Annotated in this window: 21 protein-coding genes; 15 read left to right on the top strand and 6 right to left on the bottom strand. The window is 61.0% G+C overall.

The genetic code is table 11. The annotated features are described in order from the left end of the window. The first annotated feature begins 115 nt into the window (after positions 1-115). From dnaN to eat, 6 genes are all read left to right on the top strand, one after another. Entirely contained in the window at positions 116-1,237 is a 1,122-nt protein-coding gene (gene dnaN, locus AC1DX3_RS07315) for a DNA polymerase III subunit beta (protein WP_476988596.1), read from the top strand. Positions 1,238-1,245: 8 nt separating this feature from the next. After that, a complete protein-coding gene (gene recF, locus AC1DX3_RS07310) occupies positions 1,246-2,382 on the top strand; it encodes a DNA replication/repair protein RecF (protein WP_476988595.1) in 1,137 nt (378 codons plus the stop codon). Positions 2,383-2,396: 14 nt separating this feature from the next. Beyond that, positions 2,397-4,835, top strand: a complete 2,439-nt coding sequence (gyrB, locus tag AC1DX3_RS07305) for a DNA topoisomerase (ATP-hydrolyzing) subunit B (protein WP_476988594.1) — start codon at positions 2,397-2,399, stop codon at positions 4,833-4,835. A 103-nt stretch (positions 4,836-4,938) separates the two neighbouring features. Then, entirely contained in the window at positions 4,939-6,336 is a 1,398-nt protein-coding gene (locus AC1DX3_RS07300) for an ethanolamine ammonia-lyase subunit EutB (RefSeq protein WP_476988593.1), read from the top strand. Beyond that, entirely contained in the window at positions 6,333-7,070 is a 738-nt protein-coding gene (gene eutC, locus AC1DX3_RS07295) for an ethanolamine ammonia-lyase subunit EutC (protein WP_476988592.1), read from the top strand. Before AC1DX3_RS07300 ends, eutC begins: the two co-directional genes overlap by 4 nt. A gap of 33 nt (positions 7,071-7,103) precedes the next feature. After that, positions 7,104-8,465 (top strand): ethanolamine permease, encoded by a 1,362-nt coding sequence (eat, locus tag AC1DX3_RS07290; protein ID WP_476988591.1) that lies wholly within the window; start codon positions 7,104-7,106, stop codon positions 8,463-8,465. Between the two features lie 165 nt (positions 8,466-8,630). On the opposite strand, the gene AC1DX3_RS07285 is transcribed toward eat, so the two are convergent. After that, entirely contained in the window at positions 8,631-9,983 is a 1,353-nt protein-coding gene (locus AC1DX3_RS07285; RefSeq protein ID WP_476988590.1) for an OmpA family protein, read from the bottom strand. A 272-nt stretch (positions 9,984-10,255) separates the two neighbouring features. On the opposite strand from AC1DX3_RS07285, the gene AC1DX3_RS07280 reads away from it, so the two are divergent. The 4 genes from AC1DX3_RS07280 to AC1DX3_RS07265 are packed head-to-tail and all read left to right on the top strand — an operon-like array spanning position 10,256 to position 12,623. Continuing rightward, positions 10,256-10,798 carry an NUDIX hydrolase gene (locus tag AC1DX3_RS07280; RefSeq protein ID WP_476988589.1) on the top strand — a complete coding sequence of 181 codons (543 nt, stop codon included), beginning with the start codon at positions 10,256-10,258 and terminating at the stop codon, positions 10,796-10,798. Beyond that, the gene (locus AC1DX3_RS07275; RefSeq protein ID WP_476988588.1) at positions 10,791-11,204 is read left to right on the top strand and encodes a diacylglycerol kinase family protein; all 414 of its coding nucleotides are present in this window, start codon (positions 10,791-10,793) and stop codon (positions 11,202-11,204) included. The genes AC1DX3_RS07280 and AC1DX3_RS07275 overlap by 8 nt, the downstream gene beginning before the upstream one ends. A 54-nt stretch (positions 11,205-11,258) precedes the next feature. Next, complete coding sequence (locus AC1DX3_RS07270; protein ID WP_476988587.1) at positions 11,259-11,768, top strand: PadR family transcriptional regulator; 510 nt, start codon at positions 11,259-11,261, stop codon at positions 11,766-11,768. An 18-nt stretch (positions 11,769-11,786) separates the two neighbouring features. Then, positions 11,787-12,623 (top strand): hypothetical protein, encoded by an 837-nt coding sequence (locus AC1DX3_RS07265; protein WP_476988586.1) that lies wholly within the window; start codon positions 11,787-11,789, stop codon positions 12,621-12,623. An 85-nt stretch (positions 12,624-12,708) separates the two neighbouring features. Here AC1DX3_RS07265 and AC1DX3_RS07260 read toward each other — a convergent pair whose 3' ends face one another. Then, positions 12,709-14,280, bottom strand: coding sequence for a RecQ family ATP-dependent DNA helicase (locus AC1DX3_RS07260; RefSeq protein WP_476988585.1), 1,572 nt, complete (start codon positions 14,278-14,280; stop codon positions 12,709-12,711). Positions 14,281-14,475: 195 nt separating this feature from the next. Between AC1DX3_RS07260 and AC1DX3_RS07255 the strand changes: the two genes are divergently transcribed. Beyond that, the gene (locus tag AC1DX3_RS07255; protein WP_476988584.1) at positions 14,476-16,557 is read left to right on the top strand and encodes a transglycosylase domain-containing protein; all 2,082 of its coding nucleotides are present in this window, start codon (positions 14,476-14,478) and stop codon (positions 16,555-16,557) included. Between the two features lie 99 nt (positions 16,558-16,656). Here the strand turns inward: AC1DX3_RS07255 and AC1DX3_RS07250 are convergent, their stop codons facing one another. The 3 genes from AC1DX3_RS07250 to AC1DX3_RS07240 form a co-directional block, all read right to left on the bottom strand. Next, entirely contained in the window at positions 16,657-17,403 is a 747-nt protein-coding gene (locus AC1DX3_RS07250) for a M48 family metallopeptidase (RefSeq protein WP_476988583.1), read from the bottom strand. After that, positions 17,387-18,637 carry a polyhydroxyalkanoate depolymerase gene (locus AC1DX3_RS07245; RefSeq protein WP_476988582.1) on the bottom strand — a complete coding sequence of 417 codons (1,251 nt, stop codon included), beginning with the start codon at positions 18,635-18,637 and terminating at the stop codon, positions 17,387-17,389. Before AC1DX3_RS07245 ends, AC1DX3_RS07250 begins: the two co-directional genes overlap by 17 nt. A gap of 219 nt (positions 18,638-18,856) precedes the next feature. Then, the gene (locus tag AC1DX3_RS07240; protein ID WP_476988581.1) at positions 18,857-19,471 is read right to left on the bottom strand and encodes an SCO family protein; all 615 of its coding nucleotides are present in this window, start codon (positions 19,469-19,471) and stop codon (positions 18,857-18,859) included. On the opposite strand from AC1DX3_RS07240, the gene AC1DX3_RS07235 reads away from it, so the two are divergent. Together AC1DX3_RS07235 and AC1DX3_RS07230 are read left to right on the top strand one after the other, a co-directional pair. Then, positions 19,446-20,909 carry an ActS/PrrB/RegB family redox-sensitive histidine kinase gene (locus AC1DX3_RS07235; RefSeq protein WP_476988580.1) on the top strand — a complete coding sequence of 488 codons (1,464 nt, stop codon included), beginning with the start codon at positions 19,446-19,448 and terminating at the stop codon, positions 20,907-20,909. The genes AC1DX3_RS07240 and AC1DX3_RS07235 overlap by 26 nt on opposite strands. 26 nt (positions 20,910-20,935) lie before the next feature. Further along, on the top strand, positions 20,936-21,523 hold the full coding sequence (locus tag AC1DX3_RS07230; RefSeq protein WP_476988955.1) for an ActR/PrrA/RegA family redox response regulator transcription factor: 588 nt from the start codon (positions 20,936-20,938) through the stop codon (positions 21,521-21,523). 147 nt (positions 21,524-21,670) lie between these two features. Here AC1DX3_RS07230 and AC1DX3_RS07225 read toward each other — a convergent pair whose 3' ends face one another. Beyond that, a complete protein-coding gene (locus AC1DX3_RS07225) occupies positions 21,671-22,234 on the bottom strand; it encodes a hypothetical protein (protein ID WP_476988579.1) in 564 nt (187 codons plus the stop codon). Between the two features lie 117 nt (positions 22,235-22,351). Between AC1DX3_RS07225 and AC1DX3_RS07220 the strand changes: the two genes are divergently transcribed. Both AC1DX3_RS07220 and AC1DX3_RS07215 read left to right on the top strand, forming a co-directional pair. After that, positions 22,352-22,657 (top strand): autorepressor SdpR family transcription factor, encoded by a 306-nt coding sequence (locus AC1DX3_RS07220; protein WP_476988578.1) that lies wholly within the window; start codon positions 22,352-22,354, stop codon positions 22,655-22,657. Further along, the gene (locus tag AC1DX3_RS07215) at positions 22,641-23,297 is read left to right on the top strand and encodes an SdpI family protein (RefSeq protein WP_476988577.1); all 657 of its coding nucleotides are present in this window, start codon (positions 22,641-22,643) and stop codon (positions 23,295-23,297) included. The genes AC1DX3_RS07220 and AC1DX3_RS07215 overlap by 17 nt, the downstream gene beginning before the upstream one ends. Positions 23,298-23,306 lie beyond the last annotated feature (9 nt).

Here is a 23,306-nt window from a genome sequence, read left to right as displayed (position 1 = left end):
CAATCGTGGGCATTTTCCACCGTCGGCGATTGAACTTCGTAAATTTTGCTCTAATGTCCGCCTCCCGGCCCCGAGTTTCAGCGAGTCGGACACGACCCGCAATCAGGACAACAAGATGCAATTCATCATAGAACGTGGTGCCCTCCTCAAAGCCCTAGGCCACGTCCAGAACGTCGTCGAACGCCGGAACACCATCCCCATCCTGTCCAATGTCCTGCTGTCGGCGGAACGCGGCACCGTGTCCTTCTCGGCCACCGATCTCGACATGGAAATCGTCGATACCGCCGAAGCCACCGTCTCCATTCCCGGTCAGATCACGGCCCCCGCCCACACCCTCTACGAAATCGTCCGCAAACTCCCCGAAGGCGCCGACGTCGAAATCAAGTTCAGCGCCGGCGATGATCCGCGCCTCAGCGTCTCGGCCGGCCGCTCGCGCTTCGCCCTGCCAGTCCTGCCCGCCGGCGACTTCCCTATCATGTCGAATGATAACGAAGGCGTCGCCTACGCCATCCTGCGCGACGACCTGAAACGCCTGATCGACAAGACGCGCTTCGCCGTCTCGACCGAAGAAACCCGCTACTACCTGAACGGCCTCTATCTCCACTGCTTGAGCGAAGACGGCTCCAACTACCTGCGCGCCGTCGCCACAGACGGTCACCGCCTCGCCCTGGCCGAAATGCCTGCCCCGGAAGGCGCCATGGGCGGCCCGGGCGTCATCATCCCGCGCAAGACCATCGACCAGGCCCGCCGGCTGCTCGACGATGGCACCGGTTATGTCGACCTGACCGTATCGCCGGCCAAGATCCGCTTCCAGTTCGGTAACGCCTCGCTGACGTCGAAGATCATCGACGGCTCGTTCCCGGACTATGGCCGCGTCATCCCCAAGGGCAATGACAAGATCATGATCGTCGATACCGGCGTGCTGTCGAAAGCCGTCGACCGCGTCTCGACCATCTCCGCGGAAAAGTCGCGCTCGGTCAAGATGACGATCGAGCCCGGCCGCCTGACCCTGTCGGTGCGCAATATCGAAGCCGGCCAGGCCGTCGAAGAAGCCGAAATCGACTACGACAACGACACCATCGATATTGGCTTCAATGCCCGCTATATCCTCGATGTCATGGGCCAGATCGGCGGCGAAAACGTCGAACTGCGCTTCAGCGACGCCTCGTCACCCACCCTGGTGCTCGACCCGGTCGATAACGGCGTGCAATACGTCCTGATGCCGCTGCGCGTCTAACCGGACCGGTGACGACCCAAAGCCACGCGCTGCAATCCCTGTCCCTGACCGAGTTCCGGTCCTATGAACGGCTGGATTTCGCCGTCCATGGCCGCAGTGTCTACCTGTTCGGACCCAATGGTGCCGGCAAGACCAACCTGCTCGAAGCCATCAGCGTCCTCAATCCCGGCCGCGGGCTGCGCGGAGCTGCCTTCAACGAACTGGGCCGCCGTCTGCCCGACGAAGCGCGTGGCCGCGCCTGGGGCGTTGCCGCCAAACTCGACAGCGGCGAAAACGAAATCCATATCGGCACCGGCTCCGATCCGCGCAATCTTGACAAACGCACTGTCCGTCTCGATGGCCAGACCGTCACGGCGGCGCGCCTGCTTGAACACGTCCGGCTGATCTGGCTGACGCCCGCCCAGGACCGTCTCTTCCTCGAAGCCCGTTCCGAACGCCTGCGCTTCTTCGATCGCCTGGTCTATGCCGCCGAACCCGCCCATGCCGCCGTCGTCAGCGCCTATGAGAAGGCCCTGCGAGAACGTCTGCGCCTGCTGACCGACGGCCCGAATGACGACGGTTGGCTGACCCTGCTGGAGGCCGAGCTGGGCGAACGCGGCGAGCAGATGATCGACGCCCGCCGCCGCGCCGTTGCCGTCCTGCAGGACCAGATCGAAAACCACCAGGGACCGTTCCCAAAGGCCGATCTCGGCCTCACCGGCGCCGATTACGACCCCGACGCCAGCGTGTTCGGTCTGAGGGGCGCCCTGATGATGGGTTTCAAGCGCGCCCGCAGCCGCGATGGCGCCGCCGGCCGCTCGCTTTTCGGCCCCCACCGCATGGATTTGAGCGTCGTCCATCGCGACAAGAACCGCCCCGCGGCCGACGGTTCGACCGGCGAGCAAAAGGCCTTGCTGCTCAACATCATCCTGGCCCAGGGCGCGCGCCTGTCGGCCATGCTGAACCTGAGCCCGCCCATCCTTCTGCTCGATGAAGTGGCGGCCCATTTGGACCCCGTCCGCAGGCACGCATTGTTTGACGAGACCCATGCTTTAGGGCTACAAACCTTCTTTACAGGCACCGATCAGGGCCTGTTCGACGGCCTTACGAACCGCGCGCTCGGCGTGCGTGTTGAGGCCGGGCAATTCATTGATTTTGTTGATTAAAACGAAGGCCTTCCATGACCGATTCCAACGAACTAGACGCCGATGGCAAGGACGCCAACGGACAGTCAGAATATGGCGCTGATTCGATCAAGGTTTTGAAGGGTCTCGACGCCGTCCGCAAGCGTCCCGGCATGTATATCGGCGATACCGACGACGGCTCCGGACTGCACCACATGGTCTACGAAGTCGTCGATAACGCCATCGACGAAGTACTCGCTGGCTATGCCACCCGCGTCCAGGTCATCCTCAATCAGGACGGCTCCTGCACGGTCACCGACGATGGCCGCGGCATCCCCGTCGGCATCCATGAAGGCGAGGGGGTTTCGGCCGCCGAAGTCATCATGACCGAGCTCCATGCCGGCGGTAAATTCGACCAGAACAGCTACAAGGTTTCCGGCGGCCTGCACGGCGTCGGCGTCTCCGTCGTCAACGCCCTGTCCGACTATCTCGACCTGGTCGTCTACAGCCAGGGCAAGAAGCACGAGGTCCGTTTCGAGCGCGGCGTCACCGTCAGCCCGCTCAAGGTCACCGGCGACGCCCCCAAGCGCGACAACGGACTTGACCATACCGGCTCGGAAGTCACCTTCTTCCCGTCGCTGACGACCTTTGCCTTTATCGATTTCGACCGCAAGACGCTGGAACACCGCCTGCGCGAACTGGCCTTCCTCAATTCCGGCGTTTCGATCCGCTTCGCCGACATGCGCGAGGCCGAACCTTACGAAGTCATCCTGCATTATGACGGCGGCATCGTCGAATTCGTCAAGCATCTCGACAAGGCGAAGACATCGATCCTGCGGGCGCCGATCGACGTGCGCGGCGCGCGCGAAAAGGTCGAGGTCGACCTGGCCCTGCAGTGGAACGACAGCTATCACGAGACGATGTTGTGCTTCACCAACAACATCCCGCAGCGCGACGGCGGCACCCACCTGGCGGCCTTCCGCGGCGCTTTGACCCGCGTCATGACGGCCTACATGGAATCGTCCGGCGCCGCCAAAAAGGAGAAGGTCACGGTCACCGGCGAAGACGCCCGCGAAGGCCTGACCTGCGTCCTGTCGGTCAAGGTGCCGGATCCGAAATTCTCGTCCCAGACCAAGGACAAGCTGGTCTCGTCCGAAGTCCGCCCGGCCGTCGAAGGCCTGGTCTATGACAAGCTGTCGCAATGGTTCGAGGAAAACCCGCTCGAAGCCAAGGCAATCGTCGGCAAGATCATCGAAGCGGCCTCGGCCCGCGAAGCCGCCCGCAAGGCGCGCGACCTGACCCGGCGCAAGTCGGCGCTCGACATCTCGTCCCTGCCAGGGAAGCTGGCCGACTGCCAGGAACGCGATCCGGCCAAGTCTGAAATCTTCATCGTCGAAGGGGACTCCGCCGGCGGTTCGGCCAAGCAGGCGCGGAACCGTGAAAACCAGGCCATCCTGCCCCTCCGCGGCAAGGTTCTGAACGTCGAACGCGCCCGTTTCGACAAAATGCTGTCGTCCGAGCAGATCGGTACCCTGATTATCGCCCTTGGCGCTGGCATCGGCCGCGACGATTTCAATATCGAAAAGCTGCGCTACCACAAGATCATCATCATGACCGACGCCGACGTCGACGGCGCCCACATCCGCACGCTTTTGCTGACCTTCTTCTATCGTCAGATGCCGGAGATCATCGACAAGGGCTATCTCTATATCGCTCAACCGCCTCTGTATAAGGTCGCCAAGGGCAAGTCGTCGCGCTACCTGAAGGACGATACGGAGCTCGACGCCTATCTTATCGACGAAGGCATCGGCGACGCTGTGTTGAGCCTGAAATCGGGCGAACGTATCCTCGGTATGGATCTGGAAGCCCAGGTGCGTTCGGCCAAGAGCTTCAAGGCCAGTGTCGATCGTCTGAGCCAACGTGCGCCGGCCTTCGCCATCGAGCAGGCGGCGCTTGGCGGCTTGTTCGGCACGCATCCCGACATGGACGCCGTGGCGGTTCGCCTGACGCGCCTGAACGAAGACGGCGACGGGCCGTGGTCGGTCAGTGTCGGTCCGGCCGGCGGTTATCTGTTCGAACGCACGCGTCGTGGCGTGCAGGAAAAAATCGCGCTCGACGACGCCTTGATGCACAGCCAGGACGCCCGCCGTTTAGGTGAACGCGCCGATGGCTTGGGTGATATCTATAACGATGTCGGCATCTTCACCCGCAAGGACAAGTCGACCGATATCCGCGGGCCTTTGGACTTGGTGGCCGCCGTTTTGGACGCCGGCCGCAAGGGCATGACGATCCAGCGCTATAAAGGCCTTGGGGAAATGAACGCCGAGCAGCTGTGGGAAACCACGCTCGACAAGGATGTGCGGACATTGCTGCAGGTCAAGGTCAACCATGCCGATGAGGCGGACGAGATGTTCTCGAAGCTGATGGGGGATCTGGTCGAGCCGCGCCGGGAGTTTATCCAGGATAATGCGTTGGATGCTGAGGTGGATGCGTAAGGGAAGTCGTGGGGTCGGGGTGTGGGGCCCGCGGCCCCACGACTTCCTCAAAGTCCTATTTATGGACTTGCCAAATCGTATTTATTATACATAACTATGCTGCATGGCACAATATTCTGTGGTTCTTTCCGGAGAGAAACACACTTTCATCGATCTGAAAGCCGTGCTCGCATGTGCAAGCCCCATAAGGTCTGGAGACCGATTGGCAGGCCTCGCCGCGGATACCAATGAACGCTCTGTTGCAGCGCGATATGTCCTCGCCGATATTCCGCTAAAAACCTTCCTCGAAGACCTTGTCGTTCCTTACGAAGACGACGAGGTCACACGGCTGATCATCGACACCCACAATGCCGAGGCCTTCACGCCCGTCAGCCATATGACGGTCGGCCAGTTTCGCGAATGGCTGTTGTCCTATGAAGCGACGACGGAAAAACTGGCCGCCGTGGCGCCGGGCCTGACGCCTGAAATGGTGGCGGCGGTGTCCAAAATCATGCGCAACCACGATCTGATCTCGGTCGGCGCCAAGATTCAGGTCGTGACGGCCTTCCGCAATACATTGGGCCTGCCGGGCCGGCTGGCCAGCCGCCTGCAGCCCAACCACCCGACTGACGACCCCTTGGGCATTGCCGGATCTACCCTGGACGGCCTGCTATTCGGCATAGGCGACGCCGTGATCGGCATTAATCCGGCTACGGACAATGTCGACGCCTGTATCACGCTCCTCGACCTGCTTGATCGCCTGCGCCAGCGCTTCGATATTCCGACGCAATCCTGCGTCCTCACCCACATCACCAACTCCATCCAGGCGATCGAGCGCGGGGCGCCGCTCGACTTGGTATTCCAATCGGTGGCCGGCACCCAGGCCGCCAATGACGGTTTCGGCGTCAATATGGCGCTTCTGCGTGAAGGCCGAGAGGCAGCCTTGTCGCTGAAGCGCGGCACAGTCGGCGACAATTGTGTCTATCTCGAAACGGGGCAGGGCAGTGCGCTGTCCGCCGGCGCCCATCATGGCGTCGACCAGCAAACCGTCGAGGTCCGCGCCTATGCCGTCTGCCGTGAGTTGAAGCCTTTGATCGTCAATACCGTCGTGGGTTTCATCGGTCCGGAATATCTTTACGACGCCAAACAGATCATTCGGGCCGGCCTGGAAGATCATTTCTGCGGCAAGTTGCTGGGCGTGCCGATGGGCGTCGACGTTTGTTACACCAATCATGCCGAAGCCGACCAGGACGACATGGACAATCTGATGGTCTTGCTGACCACGGCCGGCTGCAACTTCCTGATCGCAGTGCCCGGCGCCGACGATGTCATGCTGAATTACCAAAGCCTGTCCTACCACGACATCGTCAGCCTCAGGCACATGTTCAACAAGCCGCCCGCGCCCGAGTTCGAAGCCTGGCTGAAACGCATGGGCATGCTGGACAGTGCCGGGCGATTGGCGCCGGCGGGGAACGCGGCGCCCTATGCGCGGCGTCTGCTCGATTATGGAGTTGTGCCATGACCATCGTCGAGCTTGATCCTTTCGCACGTTTTCGCAATTCCACACGCGCAAGGATTGGGCTCGGCCGCTGCGGCGACGGTATCCCCACCGCCGCCAATCTCGACCTGCAACTCGCGCATGCCCGCGCTCGCGACGCCGTCCACGGCGCGGTCGATTTCGCGGCGATGGCGGCGCGGCTAGCGCCTTTGGAGACGGTGCGCGTACGTTCCCTGTGCGAAGGCCGGACGCAATATCTCGCCCGCCCGGATTTGGGCCGGCAGGTCCATCCCGACAGCCTCGGCCAACTGAGCGGCCGTTATGATGTCGCCTTCGTCATCGCTGACGGCCTGTCGGCCGCTGCCATCGAACATCATGCCGAGAAGGCTTTGCAGGCCTGCCTCAATCGCCTGGGCGGCTTCACCGTGGCGCCGGTCGTCCTGGCCGAACAGGCGCGTGTCGCCCTGGCAGATGGGGTCGGCGAAGCACTGGGCGCCCGGGTCGTCGTCATCCTGATCGGCGAGCGCCCTGGCCTGTCCGCACCCGACAGCCTTGGGGCCTATGTCACCTATGCGCCCAGGGTCGGGCGCATGGATTCAGAACGTAACTGCGTTTCTAACATTCATCTCGACGGCCTGTCTTACGAAGCCGCGGGGGACAAGATCGTCTGGTTGATCCGTGAGGCGTGCCGCCTGGGTCTGACCGGGGTCGGTCTGAAGGAAAATGYGGCGGCAGCAGCGTTACCTGGGCCGGAATAACCCGGCTGTTTTGTGTGTAGAAGGGGATATCCCATGACTGAGACAGGACTAAAAAAGCAGCTATCGGGGCTGCACCTATGGGGGATAGCGGTCGGATTGGTTATATCCGGCGAATATTTCGGCTGGAATTTCGGCTGGGGCCTGGCCGGCACGCTCGGTTTTCTGGTCACCACGGTCTTGGTGGCCGTCATGTATACCACCTTCATCTTCTCCTATACCGAGCTAACCACGGCCATCCCGCACGCCGGCGGCCCGTTTGCCTATGCCCTGCGGGCTTTTGGGCCTGTCGGCGGCTTTATCGGCGGTTTCGCGACCCTGATCGAGTTCGTCTTCGCGCCGCCGGCCATCGCCCTGGCCATCGGCGCCTATCTCAATGTGCAGTTCCCGGGTCTCGACCCGAAATTGGCCGCGGTGGGCGCCTATATCGTCTTTATGGCGCTGAATATTGTTGGCGTCACGATCGCCGCTACGTTCGAGTTGTTCGTGACGATTCTGGCCATTGGTGAATTGCTGATCTTCATGGGCGTCGTGGCGCCAGGCTTCTCGATGGACCGCTTTACGGTCAATGGTTGGGCCGGCTCCTCGCACTTCACGATGGGCGCGGTCGGCGGGATCTTCGCCGCCATCCCCTTCGCTATCTGGTTCTTCCTCGCCATCGAGGGCGCTGCCATGGCCGCCGAAGAAACCAAGAACCCCAAGAAGGTCGTGCCGATCGCCTATATCGGCGGCATATTGACGCTTCTGTTCCTGGCCTTCGGCGCCATGATTTTCACCGGCGGTGTCGGCGACTGGAGCAAACTGGCCGCTGTCAACGACCCTCTGCCGCAAGCCATGAAGATTGTCGTGGGGGATGGCTCGGGTTGGCTGCATATGCTGGTGTGGATCGGTCTGTTCGGTCTCATTGCATCGTTTCACGGTATCATCGTCGGCTATTCGCGTCAGATCTTCGCGCTCGGCCGGGCGGGCTATATGCCGGAGTTCCTGGCCAGGGTGCACCCGAAGTTCGCCACTCCGCATTGGGCCATCCTGGCCGGTGGCGTGGTTGGGATTGCCGCCATCTTCTCTGACAATCTGATCAAGCTGGGCGGGTTGGGCCTGACCGCCAACATCGTGACGATCTCGGTGTTCGGCGCCATCGTCCTTTATATCATCTCGATGGCGGCCTTGTTCAAACTAAGGGTCAGCGAGCCCGGTCTGGAACGCAGCTTCATGGCGCCGGGCTATCCGATCGTGCCGGCCATTGCGCTGATCTTGTCGGTGGGGTGCCTGATCACCATGGTCTGGTTCAATCAGCTGCTGTTTGCGATTTTCGTCGGCATGCTGGCCATCGCCTTCGTGCTGTGGAAGGTCTTCGGTAAACGCAGCGTCGTGGCGGTTGTCGAACCGGCGGAGTGAAGGGTAAGGTCGTGGGGGCACAGCCCCCACACCCCGTAAGTTGTTTCGGGTAACCTTCCCATATAGCCAAATGAAAAGGGCACCCGTTTGGGCGCCCTTTTCATTTGGCTGGATAGAAAGTCTATCCTGAACAGTTATGGGGTGCGGGGTCCGCGACCCCGCGACTTACTCTACATCGATCTCCACACGACGGTTCAGCGGTTCCTTGACGCCATCACCGGTCATGACGGCCGGTTGGCTTTCACCCTTCCAGTCGGTCGTGATGATGCCTGCCGACACACCGTCCCTCACAAGGGCGTCCCTGACCATTTGAGCGCGCTTGCGGGACAGGCTGATATTGTAGGCGGCCGAGCCGGAGGTGTCCGCATGTCCGACAACGGCCACCTGCGTGAATTTAGCGGCGTTGGTATAGTCGCTGGCGGCCTGGACGACGGCCAGACCGTCATCCGTAATCGACGCCTTGTCGAACTCGAAATAGACGATGAAGTCGCGTCTTTCGACGCTGATCGGCGATGCTGGCGGCAACGGCGTCGTTGCCGGTTGTGCGGGCGGCGGCGGCGGCGGCGCGGCTTCATAGACAGGCGCTTCGGGCGGCGGCGGCGCGGACTCCGGACCGAAGGTCCAGCGCAGGCCAATGCTCAGAGACTGATCGTTGAAACGGCCGGACATGCGGTCACGTTCGATGACCTCGCCGGTTTGCACGACCTCGGCATTGGGGGCCCGGACGACGCGGGCCGTGGTCGGTACCCGGGGCGCTTCTTCATTGTCGAAATCGTCATAATATTTGCGATCGACCATGACATCGTAACTGACCTTGGATACTTGGAGGTAGCGATAGGTCAGGTCGACATTCAACCGGTCCGATGCCGCCCAGGTCAGGCCGGCAATCCCTTGTATGCCGGAGACAGTCTTGCTGCTGTGGATGGCGTAGGACTGGGTGACATAGGCTTCACCAGTCGGCGTCACCGTGCCGTTATAGTTGGTCTTGACGCGCACGGCGCCGGCGCCGACACCCAGGAACGGATGCAGCTTGGCGGCCGGGGCGATGTCGTAGATGACATTGACCATGGCGGTGTCGACATCCAGCGAACCGCGGGCGCCTTCATCGGTATAGGCGCCGCTGGCGATGCTGGAATTGATCTTGCCGGCGCGTTGGCCCAGTTCGAGCTCCGCGCGCCAGTTGGGCGTGAAGCGATAGCCACCGCGGACGAATACCGCCGTGTCGTTGCGTGTTTTCAGATTATAGGGGCCGGTATAGTCGTCCGGCGAGGTCACGGCATGCTGAGCCGGCGACGACAGGGGAGCGCTGCCGGAATTGGACGAACTGGAGCTGGACGATTCCGACGACGATGACGACGAGCTTTCGATCGCCACGTCGGTGACGGTCAACCGCTGGGTCGAACGCTGGTGGCCGCCGACATCGGCGGCGACATACCAGCCGATATGGGTATCGGCGAGAGCGGCGGATGTAATGGTAAACAGTGCGCAGGCCGCTACGGCCATGATTTTCAAACGCATGATCTTCGCCCCTTGATCCTGGGTGGACTCGGCTTTGGGCGCGAACTATAGCAGAAAACTCAAATTCAAAAACAACGCTCGGTGAAATATGGCGAAAGGGTGGCAATTAAGTCTCTTAACGTGACGCCAGCGTACCGAATTGGCGCCGAATTCGCCCGTCGCAGGAATTTCCGGGCCGCGATTACATCAACGGCGCGCCGTGATTGACCGGGGAGGATGGACTGCTAGGTTGGGTGTTCGACTTTCACAACGATTCCCGATCCGACGGCGCCATGATTTCCGAAACACTGAAGACCTATGCCGTACGATTTCCCGATGAGCGCGGCACAATCGACCGCATCCAGGTCATGCTGGCCGAAACGCAAGGCGACATCACGCAACGCGCCACCGTGCCGGCCCACGTGACGGCCAGTGTCATCATCCTGCAAGGTGACGCGATGCTGACCATCTGGCATCCACACTTGCAGTCTTGGTTGCAGCCTGGCGGTCACATCGACCCTGGCGAAGATCCGTTGACCGCCGCCTTGCGCGAAGCACGCGAAGAAACCGGCCTGACCTGCGACCTGCACGCCTGGCATAAGGATTTTGCCGTCCCCTACGATATCGATCTGTTGCCGGTGCCGGCGAACGCGCGCAAGGGAGAGCCCGATCATTGGCATATCGACTTTCGCTATGTCATGGTGCCGCGCGTCGGTGTGCCGGCGATTGAGCCGGAATTGGCGACCGCCTGTTTTCGCTTCGGCGATATCGGCGCCGTCAGCCCCAGCCTGGCGCGGCTTGGTGACAAATTGCAAAGAGAGGCTCTCTATGTCTGACGACGCCAAACCGGGGTTCAGCCCGCTGGCCCGCTTAAAAAGCTTCGGCTATGCCTTCGAGGGTATCGTCTTCATGTTGAAGAGCCAACATAATGCGTGGCTGCATTTGGTGGCGACCGTCCTTGTCATCCTGACGGCCGCCTTCCTCCAGGTCCGCCCCGAAGATTGGCGCTGGCTCATTGTGGCTATCGTTATGGTTTGGGTAGCGGAGTGCTTCAATACCGCCGTCGAATATGTCTGCGACGTCGTTTCGCCCGAGTACAATATGGCGGTCAAGCGCGCCAAGGACATCGCCGCCGGCGCTGTTTTAATTTGTGCCGTTGGTGCGGCTGCCATCGGCCTCCTGACCCTGTGGCCCTATGCCGACGCCATGCTGACGGCCATGCAGGGGCCCATTTCAATCTAAGTCTTGCATTTTCGTACGTGTCGTACTATGTAAGAAATTAATACGAGACGTACCATGACACCACTGAATTATGCCTTGCTGGGATTGATACGCGACGAACCGCGCACGGGTTATGCCCTGCGTAAGGTGTTCGAAACGACGCCCATGGGTAACTATTCCAGCAGCCCCGGCAGCATCTACCCTGCGCTCAAGGTTTTGGTGAAGGCCTCGCTGATCGCGGGCGGTGACAAGGCCCCCTACGTCATCACGACAGCTGGCCGGCAGGCTTTTAACGAATGGCTGCTCAAACCGATGGCGGAAGATGAACCGGTTCATATGGCATTACTGCGGTTTGCCTTCCTGCACGACCATCCCGACAAACAGGTGTCTCTCGATTTTCTCAAATCCTTCGCCATGGCCGCCAAGGCGCGCGTGACCGGTTTGAAGGCATTTATGTCGAGCGACCTTTGGAACCATATGCCAATGCAAAGCCGGTTGGCAGTGGAACACGGTCTGAGAACGACCGAAGCATCGGCGGAATGGGCGCTCGATGCGTGGAAGCAACTTGCACAATCCGAACCATAACTCAGAAGAGGGAACACAATGAAAAGCGGACTTGTCTTCACGGCCAAAACGGTTGCCGTCTTTGTCGCTCTCATGTTGGGGCAGATAGTCAGCGGTATGGTCATCCTGGCGGTCGCACGTGGACCCATTCCCCCAAATGTGAACGATGGACCGATCACGACCGTTATGGCCAGGCCGCTTATCGCGGCCGCTTTTGCCGTCGTTCTGGCGCTGCTGGCGGCCAATATGCGCTGGGCGACCTGGGGCAAGGCGGCGGCCCTGTTCGTTATCCTGTATGTATTGGAAACCGGTCTGTCGCAGATCGAAGCCTGGTATTTCAACAGTTACATGCATCTGTCGCCTTCGCTCTTGACCGGTTTGGCGATCGGCAATCTCGTCAAGGCGGCGATCGTTGCCGTGGTCTGCGCCCTACTATGGTCGGCAAAAACCGTGGAGCCGGCGGAGACTTTGGGCGGACTGGCGTGGAAATTGCCGGTCATTATTCCGATCTATATCGTCTTCTATTTCGGCGCTGGAGCTCTAATCGCCTGGCAGGGCGCCGCGGTGCGCGCCTATTACGAGCAAGGCATGCATATCGACCGGGGCCAACTGGCATTGTTGCAGGTGTTGCGCGGCGCCATCTGGGCGGGCGTCGCTCTCCTGATCGTCAAAAGCCTGAAGGGCAGTGTCATGTTCCGCGCCCTCATGACCGGCCTCGCTTTCGCCGTGCTGATGGCTCTGGTCTTGTTGCTACCGAACAGCTTCATGCCCTGGGATGTGCGCAAGATGCATCTTATGGAGATATTCTCTTCGAACTTCCTGTTCGGCATCCTGGCGGCGCTGGTCCTGATGATCGGTAAAAAGCGTGAAGCCTGAGTTTCGGAGTGCTGGTTCGATTCAAAAATGGGCATGGCTACTCCGAATGCCCTTCTCGCATTATCGGAGACCGGCGGTGGAAGGGCTATATCTTGGCTTCGAACCTGAGCTCGCCCCTGAACAGGGCTTTGAGCTTGTCGGCGTCCTTTAACCCCACGATCGGCATCTTGTTGTCGTAGAGCTCTTCCTCAATGATGCCGTGGGCCTCGCACTGGTCCAGGGCGTGGGTCAGCAGGTGGGCGTCGTAGTGCCCTTTGGCGATACCGAATGTTTTCATGCGCGTCGTGTAATCCGGACCGGACGACTTACCCAGGACGTGGTCGATCAGCTTCTTGCGGCCGCGCGGCCCGTTCATGCGGTAGAGCGCCGACATCAGCATCTGCGCCGCTTCCGTGGCGTCGACCACCTTGCCGCGCAACAGGCAGTTGTCGCAGGTCCGGCACGCCTCTGTGGCGTCTTCACCGAAATAACGCCTCAGCGCGGCTTTGCGGCATTCATGACCCAGCACCATCTGGAAAAAGTCGCGTGCCTTCTGCTTTTGGAAGGATTGGTCGCCCGAACCCTCGGCTTCGCGCAGACCCGAACGGCGGATGGCCCAGCCGAGATCGCCCGAGGCGTAGAACACAACGCCAGAAGCCGGTTTGCCGTCACGGCCGGCGCGGCCGACTTCCTGCCAATAGGCTTCGGTGCTGGACGGCGGATCGGCATGGATGACGAAGCGGACGTCAGCCTTGTTGATGCCCATGCCGAACGCAATGGTGGCGACCATGATCTTGGCCTTGCCCGCCATGAAGGCCTTCAGCCGGTCTTCGCGCACCTGGGCGGACAGGCCGGCGTGGTAGGCAAGGGTGGAAAAGCCTTCCGCCGCCAGGTTTTGCGCCAGTTTTTCGGTGCCGTCGCGTGACCCGCAATAGATGATGCCCGAGGCGCCTTTCAGCCGCGCCAGCATTTCGGTGATGTGCTTGAGCGCCGAGCCCTTGCGGCGAACGAACCGCAGCGACAGGTTCGGGCGATCGAAGCCGGCGACGATTTCCACCGCATCGGGAATGTTGAGCGCGACCTTGATGTCGGCGCGGGTGTGGGCGTCGGCCGTGGCAGTCAGGGCCAGGGTCGGCACGTCCGGCAGGAGTGCCTTCAATTGCCCCAGCGCGCGATATTCCGGGCGGAAATCGTGGCCCCATTGACTGATGCAGTGCGCCTCGTCGATGGCGATCAGGTTGGGTTTGAGCTTGACCAGGCGGTCAAGCACGAAGGGCTGCATCAAGGCTTCGGGCGATAGATAGAGCAGGTCGAGGTCGCCGTTGCGTGCGTCGTCCCAGATCAGGCTGCGCGCGTCCATGGATTGCGAGGAATCGAGGCGTTCGGCACGCACGCCGCGCGCCTTCAAGGCCAGGACCTGGTCGCTCATCAGGGCGATCAAGGGTGAGATGACGACGCCGATGCCGGGCCGGACGATGGCCGGGATCTGGTAGCACAAACTCTTGCCGCCGCCGGTCGGCAACACGGCCAGGGTATCCTTGCCCGCCATGATGGAGGTGATGACGCTGGCCTGCTGGCCGCGAAAAGCTTCATAGCCGAAGACGTTTTGCAGGGCCTGGACCGCGGCCTGCATGTTGGAATCGGTGGTGGAGCGGTCGAGAAGGGACGCATCGGACATGCCCGCAAGCTAGGATGGTTTGTCCGCCACGCCAAGGGTTAACCCTTAATTTAGCCAAAAAGAACTGGTCAGTTGAGCGTGCCGGACGGTCCGCCTTAACGATGTTTCACGCGACAGCCGCGACAAGTTTGGCTATAACGGCGGCAGGGCGCTATCTGTCGGTCCGGAAAGGACCGGCTCAGTAAGGATTTTCGTATGGCTAAGGACATGTCCTCTGCGGGGGGGAAGAGGCAGGGCAAGCGTTCGCCCCTACAGGCCCTGATCTATTGGAGCACCATCGTCATCATCTGGGGCGCCATTTTCGCGGTTGCCTTTATCGGCGTCATGACGATCGACCTGCCCGATACATCGGCCCTGGATCACCCCAATAAGCAGCCCGCCATCACCTATCTCGACCGTTCCGGCGCCCTGATCGCCGTGCGCGGCACCCAGGTCGGCGCTCCCGTCGATATCGACAGCCTGCCCGACTATGTGCCGCTGGCCTTCGTCGCCATCGAGGATCGCCGGTTCTTCACTCACCCCGGTTTCGACCCTGTCGGCATCACCCGCGCCCTGATGCGCAACGTCACGCGGCACAAGGGCTCCAACCTGGCCGGCGGCTCGACCATCACCCAGCAATTGGCGCGGAACCTGTTCCTGTCGGCCAATCAGAACATGAAGCGCAAGGTTCAGGAGCTGATGCTGGCCGTGTGGCTGGAGCATAAGTTCACCAAAAAGCAGATCCTGGCGCTTTATCTTAATCGCGTCTATTTCGGCGCCGGCGCCTACGGTATCGAAGCCGCCTCGACGCGCTATTTCAACAAGCCCGCCAAGGACCTGACCATCGGCGAGGCCGCCATGCTGGCCGGCATGATGAAGGGGCCGTCCTCCTATTCGCCGCTGTCCGACCAGCAACGCGCCGGCGCCCGTGCCGGTGTCGTGCTCAAGGAAATGGTCGATGCCAAGGTCATCACCGAGGCCCAGCGTCAGGAAGCCCTGAAGCAGCCGATCAATGTGTCGAAAACCCTGGCCTCGGCTCACGCCCAGTATTTCATCGACTGGCTGGATAGCCAGGTGCGTGGCCTGGTCGATCCGAAAAACACCGAAGACCTGATCGTTGAAACCACGCTCGACCTGCCGATCCAGACGGATGCCGAACGCGCCGTTCAGACCATCATGGCGCGCGACGTCAAGAAGGGCGTCCAGCAGGCGGCCGTCGTTTCAGTCGATGGCGAAGGCCGTATCCGCGCCATGATCGGCGGCGTCTCCTATGCCGATAGCCAGTTCAACCGCGCTACCAATGCCTTCCGTCAGCCGGGTTCGTCGTTCAAGCCCTTCATCTATCTGACCGCCATGGAAGCCGGCTATCAGCCGACCACGCCGGTCGTCGACGAGCCCTATACGATCAATGGCTGGTCGCCGGAAAACTACACCAAGAAGTATCTCGGCCTGATCGACCTGCAATATGCCCTTGCCGAATCCGTCAATACCGTGGCGGCACGCCTGGCCAACGATGTCGGCCGCGACAATGTCGCCCGCACCGCCAAGCGTCTCGGCATCCAGTCGAAGATCAATACCGACCCGGCCATGGCCCTGGGCACCGCCGAAGTGACACCGCTGGAAATGGCCCAGGCCTATATCCCGTTCTCCAACGGCGGCTATAAGGCCACGGCCCACGGCATCGTCCGCATACGGACGGCCTCAGGTAAGGTCGTCTTCCAATACCGCGAACCCGGCGAGGACGGCGGCCGCATCCGCGTCATCAACAACCCGCCGCTGCAGGAAATGAACCAGATGCTGCGTGGCGTCATGACCCGCGGCACCGGTGGCGGCGCCCTGATCCCGGGTTACGACCTGGCCGGCAAGACCGGCACGACCAGCGATTACCGCGACGCCTGGTTCGACGGCTATACCGGCGGGTTTGTCACCATCGTCTGGGTCGGCCGCGACGACAATTCGCAAATGGCCAAGGTGACCGGCGGCATGACGCCGGCCGCGATCTGGAAGACCTATATGACCAGCGCACTGAAACGCATCCAGGTTAGTGCGATCCCCGAAGGCCCGGCCGGCGGCGCCCTGACGCCCGTCGCCGAAGACGCGCTGAAGGACTTGCTCGGTACTCAGGCCGATGCTGTGGCGGCTTCCCAGGTGGCGACACCGGTCACGACCGACAATGGTCTGCCGCCGGTGGTTACCATGCAGCCGATCCCCAATCCGGAAGAGCCGAAGGACAAGAAAAAGGACGATCCGCAAAGCCTGGATGACCTATTCTCGCAGGCTCAGGAAAGTCATCAGTAAGGTCGAAGGGCAGGGGGCGCAGCCCCCTGCACCCCGTAACTCATCGGTGGACCTTCTGTACGTGTGGTGATGGGGTCGAGGGGCCCGAGGCCCCTCGTCTTACTGATACTTGAAAAGCTCTTGCCCGCGCTTCTTCAGCCAATCTCTTGCCGGTTTGTACGGACCGTACAGACCCGTCACCTCGGCCCAGAAACGCGGACTGTGATCCGGGTGTTTGAGGTGCGACACCTCATGCGCCACCAGATAGTTCAACACGGCCACCGGCGCCAGGATGATGCGCCAGCTATAGCGGATGGTCTTGCGCGTCGGCGTGCAGGATCCCCACCGGCCCTTGGCGTCGAATAGCGAGATCTTGACTCCGGTCACCCCCAGCATGCCGGCATAGCGGTCGGTCTCGACCTGCAGGGTCTTCAGGGCCTGCTGACGCAGATAACGCTCGATGCGGCGGGCATAGGTCTTGCCGTCGCCGCTGCTGATCAGCTGCCAGGAACCGTCGTCCTGTTGCTCCGGCCGCGCCGAAATCACACCGCCCTTTTCCGCCAGGGTCACCGCGTGGCCCTTTATCATCAGAATCTGGCCGGGCGCGAAAGCCTCAGGCGCGGCCTGGCCGGCGCGCTTTTCGATGATCCAATCGTGGCGGGTGCGGGCGAAGTCGACGGCGTCTTTCAGATGCTTGACGCGCGGCGCCGTGACGACGGCCTCGCCAGTCTTGTTGTCGATACGCAACGAAATGCGCCGGGCGCGGGCATTGACCTTCAGGCGCAGGACATAGGCGCCGAAATCGAGCACCTGACCCGGTGTGTAGGCCGGATCGCTCTTGAACAGGCTCTTAAGAAGCGCCGTCATTTTTGGCGATGAAGTCGCGGATGCGGGGATAGATCTCTTCGCGGAAACGGCGGCCGTTGAAGACGCCGTAATGGCCGGCGCCCTTCTGGACGTAGAGTTCCTTCTTGTCGTCCGGGATATTGGGACACATCTTGTGGGCGGCCTGGGTTTGGCCGACGCCGGAAATGTCGTCCTTTTCGCCTTCGACGGTCATCAGGGCGATATCGTTGATCGACGCGCAATCGACCTTGCGGCCGTTGTGGACCAGCTCGCCCTTGGGCAGGGCGAACTTCTGGAACACCAGGTCGATGGTCTGAAGGTAGAATTCCTCGGTCAGGTCGAGCACGGACAGATACTCGTCGTAGAATTCCAGGTGCTTTTGCGTCGTGTCGCCGTCGCTTTCGACCAACGAGTTGTAATAGTCCCAATGGGCGTCGGTGTGGCGCTCTTCGTTCATGCTCATAAAGCTGTAGAGCTGGACGAAACCGGGATAGACGCGGCGGCCGAGACCCGGATAGGGCGGCGGCACCGTGTGGATCATATTCGACTTGAACCAGGTGAATGGCTTTTCGTTGGCCAGGTGGTTCGTCACGGTAGGATTGAAGCGCGCATCGATCGGCGAGCCCATGAAGGTCATGGAGGCCGGGCGGCAGGGGTCGTTGTCTTCGCTCATCAAACAGGCGGCAGCCAAGACCGGCGGACCCGGCTGGCATACGGCGACCACGTGGCAACGCGACCCGATGGCGGTCAGCATGGCGCGGATATGGTCCATATAGGCGTAGAAATCGAAGCGGCCTTCCAGCACCGGTACGTTGCGGGCATTAACCCAATCGGTGATATAGACATCGTGATCGATCAAAAATTCCTGGACCGTGCCGCGCAACAAGGTGGCGTAGTGGCCGGACAGCGGTGCGACGATCAAAACGGCCGGGGCAGGCTTTTTGAAGCCGGCGCGGCGCAGGTCGGAGACATCACGCTGGAAACGCAGCAGCCTGCACCACGGCGATGACCAGTCTTCGATGACCGAGACGCGGACATCGTGGCCGTTGATGGCAACCGCGTCGATGCCCCATTCGGGCTTGCCGTAACGCTTGGTGACATTGCTGAATAGCTCTGCCGAGGCGTAGAGCGTGCGGCCGAGCGCGGTGTCGGAGGCGGGATTGAGTTTCGATCCCCAAAAATCGCGCGCCATCTGAGCCATGGCCCGGAAAGGAGCTGCGGTGTAATAGGCGTATTCGTGTAACGAATAGAGCATCAGGGTTTGAACTCACAATACTACTGGTCTTGGGCACCAACTCGGTTGCGCACTTAATCCCGAAAATGAGAGTCACTTACGGGAATGCGCCCGTCTGGTAGCTAACACTATCACAGTTAACCTGCCAAATGTTTACGGTCACATAAATTAAAAAGTGATACAATATCGTGTTTACGATGCCGGTCTGTCGCAAGTTGCGCCAGGTAGTCGCCATCCACGTCAGCCGCCGCGCATGGCGTCACGGATCAGCTTGGCATTGGCGTCCGGCGCCATTTCCTTCGACATCGGCGTGTTGAAATTACCCTTTGGGTCCATCAGGTAGATGACCGCGCCGTGATTGAAGCTGACGGTATCGCCGCTGACGACCTTTTCGACCGGCACATGATAGGCGTCGGTTACCTGATCGATCTGTGCTTGGGTGCCGGTCAGGCCGATCACCCCGGGAGGGAAGCCGCCACTGGCCAGATAGGCCTTCAGGTTGGCCGGCGTATCTCGCGCCGGATCGACCGTGATAAAGACGATCTGCAGATTCTTGGCCTTGTCGCCCAACAGTTTCCGCGTTTGGGCCAGGGACTGCAAGGTTAGCGGGCAGACGTCCGGGCAATAGGTATAGCCGAAAAAGACCGCCGACCACTTACCCTTCAACATGGCCTCCGTCACCGGCTTGCCGTCCTGGTCAGTCAGGGCGAACGGGCCGCCAATATCGGACGTCGTTTCCGACTGCGACACTGTGCCGTTTGGCGAATGATGCAGGCTGAGGTACCAATTGGCGGCCGCCACGCCGATCAGCAGTGTGAAGGCGGCCGCTATGATTGCCAGGCGGAATTTTGTCATCTATGTCTCGGCCTGTCTTGAGGTTTGTACCATGTCGCCGCCGCCGACCCTAAAAGGGTTCACGACCTTTTTCAATGGACCAGATGACGCAGACGACGGCCCGTGGATGGCGCCGGCCTTTACGCGCGAAAAGGATCATCTGCGCTTGCGTACCCTGGTCCTGCTGCGCTGGCTGGCCATTATCGGTCAAAGTGCCATGGTCCTCATGGTCGCTTTCGTCTTCGCCTACCATATCCGCCTGTGGCTGTGCCTCAGCATCGTTATGGCCAGTCTGTGGTTGAACATTGTCTTGTCGATGGGCCGCCGCTCCAGCCAGCGCATGCGCGACTGGGAAGCCGCCCTGCAATTGTCGTTCGACGCCCTGCAACTGGCCCTGCTGCTGGCGGTGACCGGCGGACTGAATAATCCCTTCTGCCTGATGTTGATCGCGCCGCCGACCGTCGCCGCGGCCAACCTGCCGACGCGGCACGGCCTGGCCGTCGTCGTGGTGTCGATGGCGGCGACGATTGCGCTGGCTTTTTGGTCGTTCGAACTGCCATGGCGTGAAGACGAGGTCTTCACCCTGCCGGCCATGTATCGCTTCGGCTTCCTGGCCGCCATCCTGGTCGGCATCGCCTTCACCGCCGGCTATGCCTGGCAGGCCTCGCTCGAATCGGCGCGTATGGAGCAGGCCCTGTCGGCCACCCAGGCCGTGCTTGAAAAGGAACACCGCCTGTCGGCCTTGGGCGGTTTGGCCGCGGCCGCGGCGCATGAACTGGGCACGCCGCTGGGCACCATCCAGGTCGTCGCCAAGGAAATGCTGCACGGCATGAAACCGGGCGATCCGCTCTATGAGGACGCTGAGCTCCTGGTCTCGCAAAGTCAGCGTTGCCGGGAGATACTGAAAGCCTTGTCGGCGCGGCCTGAAACACGCGACCTTCTGTTCGACCAGGTATCGTTGCCGGCCTTTCTCGACTCGATCGTCGCTCCCTATCGCAAGGACAAGAAGGCAATTATCGTCGACATCCACATCGATGGCGCGCCGAATGACGGCGAAGAGCTGATGATCCGCCGCCGGCCGGAATGGATGCATGCCTGGGCTGCCTTCGTCGAAAACGCCGTCGATTTTGCCCGTACGACCGTCTGGGTGCGCTTTGACGTGACAAAAGCCTATGTCAGCCTGACGATCGAGGACGATGGCAGTGGTTTCGCGCCGGACATATTGTCGCGCCTGGGTGATCCCTATATCTCTTCGCGGGTGTTCGGCGACGACGCGCCGGCGGCCGAGGGACGCAGTTATTCCGGTATGGGGCTTGGCTTTTTCATCGCCAAGACACTGTGCGAACATACCGGCGCCATGGTCACCTTTGGCAACCGCGAAAGTGGCGGGGCCTATGTCCGGGCCTTGTGGCGGCGCGACCAAGAGGATATTTTGTGGGTGGCGGACACATCTGCCTAAGGAATTTTGCTATGGACGATGCATTGATGGACGGCGGCGCTTCGCTGGAGACCTTGAAGGCGGCGATTTCGGCGCGCATGGCGACATTGACTGATGTGTCGCTTTTGCTGATGGACGACGATGCCCCCTTCCGCAACCGGCTGGCACGGGCACTGGAAGCGCGCGGCTTTACCGTCACCATGGCGGAAGGCGTTCATCAGGCTCTGGACATCATCGAAAAAACGCCGCCCGCCTTTGCGGTCATGGACATGCGCCTGGAAGACGGTAACGGCCTCAAGGCGGTCGAAGCCCTGCACAAGAAGCGCCCCGATGCTCGGGCCATCATGCTGACCGGTTATGGCAATATCGCGACAGCGGTTCAGGCCGTGAAGTCGGGCGCCATCGACTATCTGTCGAAGCCGGCCGATGCCGACGATGTGGTCAAGGCCTTGCTGGTGGTCGAGGATCACGCGCCTCCGCCGCCGGAAAATCCGATGTCGGCCGATCGCGTGCGCTGGGAACATATTCAACGCGTCTATGCCCTATGTGGGCAGAACGTGTCGGAGACAGCGCGGCGTTTGAATATGCATCGCCGGACTCTTCAGCGCATTTTGGCCAAGCGCGCACCAAAGTAACCTGAGCTCGCCCTGATGGTCTGCAAACACGTCATCTCTTTGCGCGCACTTGCTCGTGTACAATCGTACACGTCGCTGCGTGTGCTCAAGAGCTAACGGTTTTCGACTCATCATGCCGGCTCAGGCCGACGGAGTTTGTATCTTTTTTTATTCGTCCGCGATGACGATGCCCGGATTATCCGGCGGGATAAAATCGAACAGCCCGAAATCGAGCGCCTTTTGCGGTTTGGCGGCGACCAGCGGGCTTTGGCTCAGGGCCAGCAACTCTTCAGGCGTCAGGGTTTGGCCCTTGACGGTTTTGCGCAGGTGCCGCGCCTGATCGGTCAGCTTCTCCGACGTCGTCGCGGCATGGCTGTCGGTAATGATCTTCCAGTAACTTACCGACAACTGCCATACGGTGGCTACCGGTGCTGTGCGTTTCGGCCAGCGTTCACCGTCCCTGAATTCCGGCGTCATGCTCTTTGTCTTGCGCCGTGCCTGTTCCTTGATCCGCGCCGTCAGCCGACAGCCCTCACCCAGCACGCCGCCATAGACCTTCAGCGCTTCGTCCTGGGTTTCATAGAGCGGCCCGATCGATTGCGTGACGAACGCCACACGTGCACCGGACAAGGTCTCGGCTTCCTTTTCACGCGTGGCGATCGCCGCCGTACCGGCTTTCATCCGGGCGAGCGCGTCATGGGCGTCATTGGCAATGGGGTAGGCAATGTTCATGTTTTGATCCGGCGGCACCATAACCCTGAATACCGCGATCTGGCAAACAGTCCGTGAACTCGCTTGACAATATTTCTTTATTTCGTTATTTGCCAAAATAACAAATGAACGAAACCTATGTCTGAAGTCTACAAAGCCCTGGCCGATCCGACCCGCCGCCGTATTCTCGAGCTGCTGAAAGAGCGCGAGATGACCGCCGGTGAGATCAGCGGTCATGTCCATGTCTCCAAGCCGACCCTGTCCGGCCATTTTGCCGTGCTCAAGGCCGCCGGCCTGGTCGATGTCACGCGCCAGGGGACCAGTCTGATCTATCGGCTGAATACCTCCGTGCTCGAAGACGCCATCTTTGCATTGATGAACGCATTCAAGGTCGGCCTCGCTGAGACACCAGCCAAGGAGATGAAACATGTACCTGAAAAATGAGATGATCGTCAGCTTCGTCATGTGGCTGATCATGGTCGGGGTCAGTGTGTGGGGTTATCAGCACGTGCCCAACGCGCCGATGGCGGTGCATTTCGGCATCGGCGGCACACCGAATGGCTATCAGCCGCGCGACGTCGCCCTGGTCATGATGCCGGCCATCAGCCTGAGCTTGCTGATCCTACTGCTGTGGCTATTGCCGGCCATTATGCCGAAAAACGCGTCGATCGAACGTTCGGCCGGCGCCTACGGCATGGTGGTCCTGGCGACCTTGGGCGTGTTGACGGTCACCCACGCCATCCTGGTCTTCCGTGCCGCCGGCCTGGCGATCGACGAGACGCGTGTTACATTGTCCGCCGTCGGCGTCCTGTTCATGATTATTGGCAACTACCTGCCCAAGACACGCAAGAACTGGCTGATGGGGGTGCGGACGCCGTGGACCTTGTCCGACGAACGTGTGTGGGACAAGACGCACCGCTTTGCCGGGCCGCTGTTCATGCTGTGCGGGGCTGTCGTCGTCCTGGCCGCATTTGTCGTACCGATCACCTGGCGGCTTGGCGTTCTCATCGTCGCGGTCGCAATTCCAGCCGCAGCCAGCGTCGCCTACTCCTATCTGGCAGCGCGCAAATTGGGCAGCGTATAATGGACTTTT

Source organism: Asticcacaulis sp. P2_B1, from assembly GCF_056404915.1.
The sequence above is the reverse complement of the archived record's forward strand: the minus strand, read 5'-3'. Positions and strand labels throughout refer to the sequence as shown.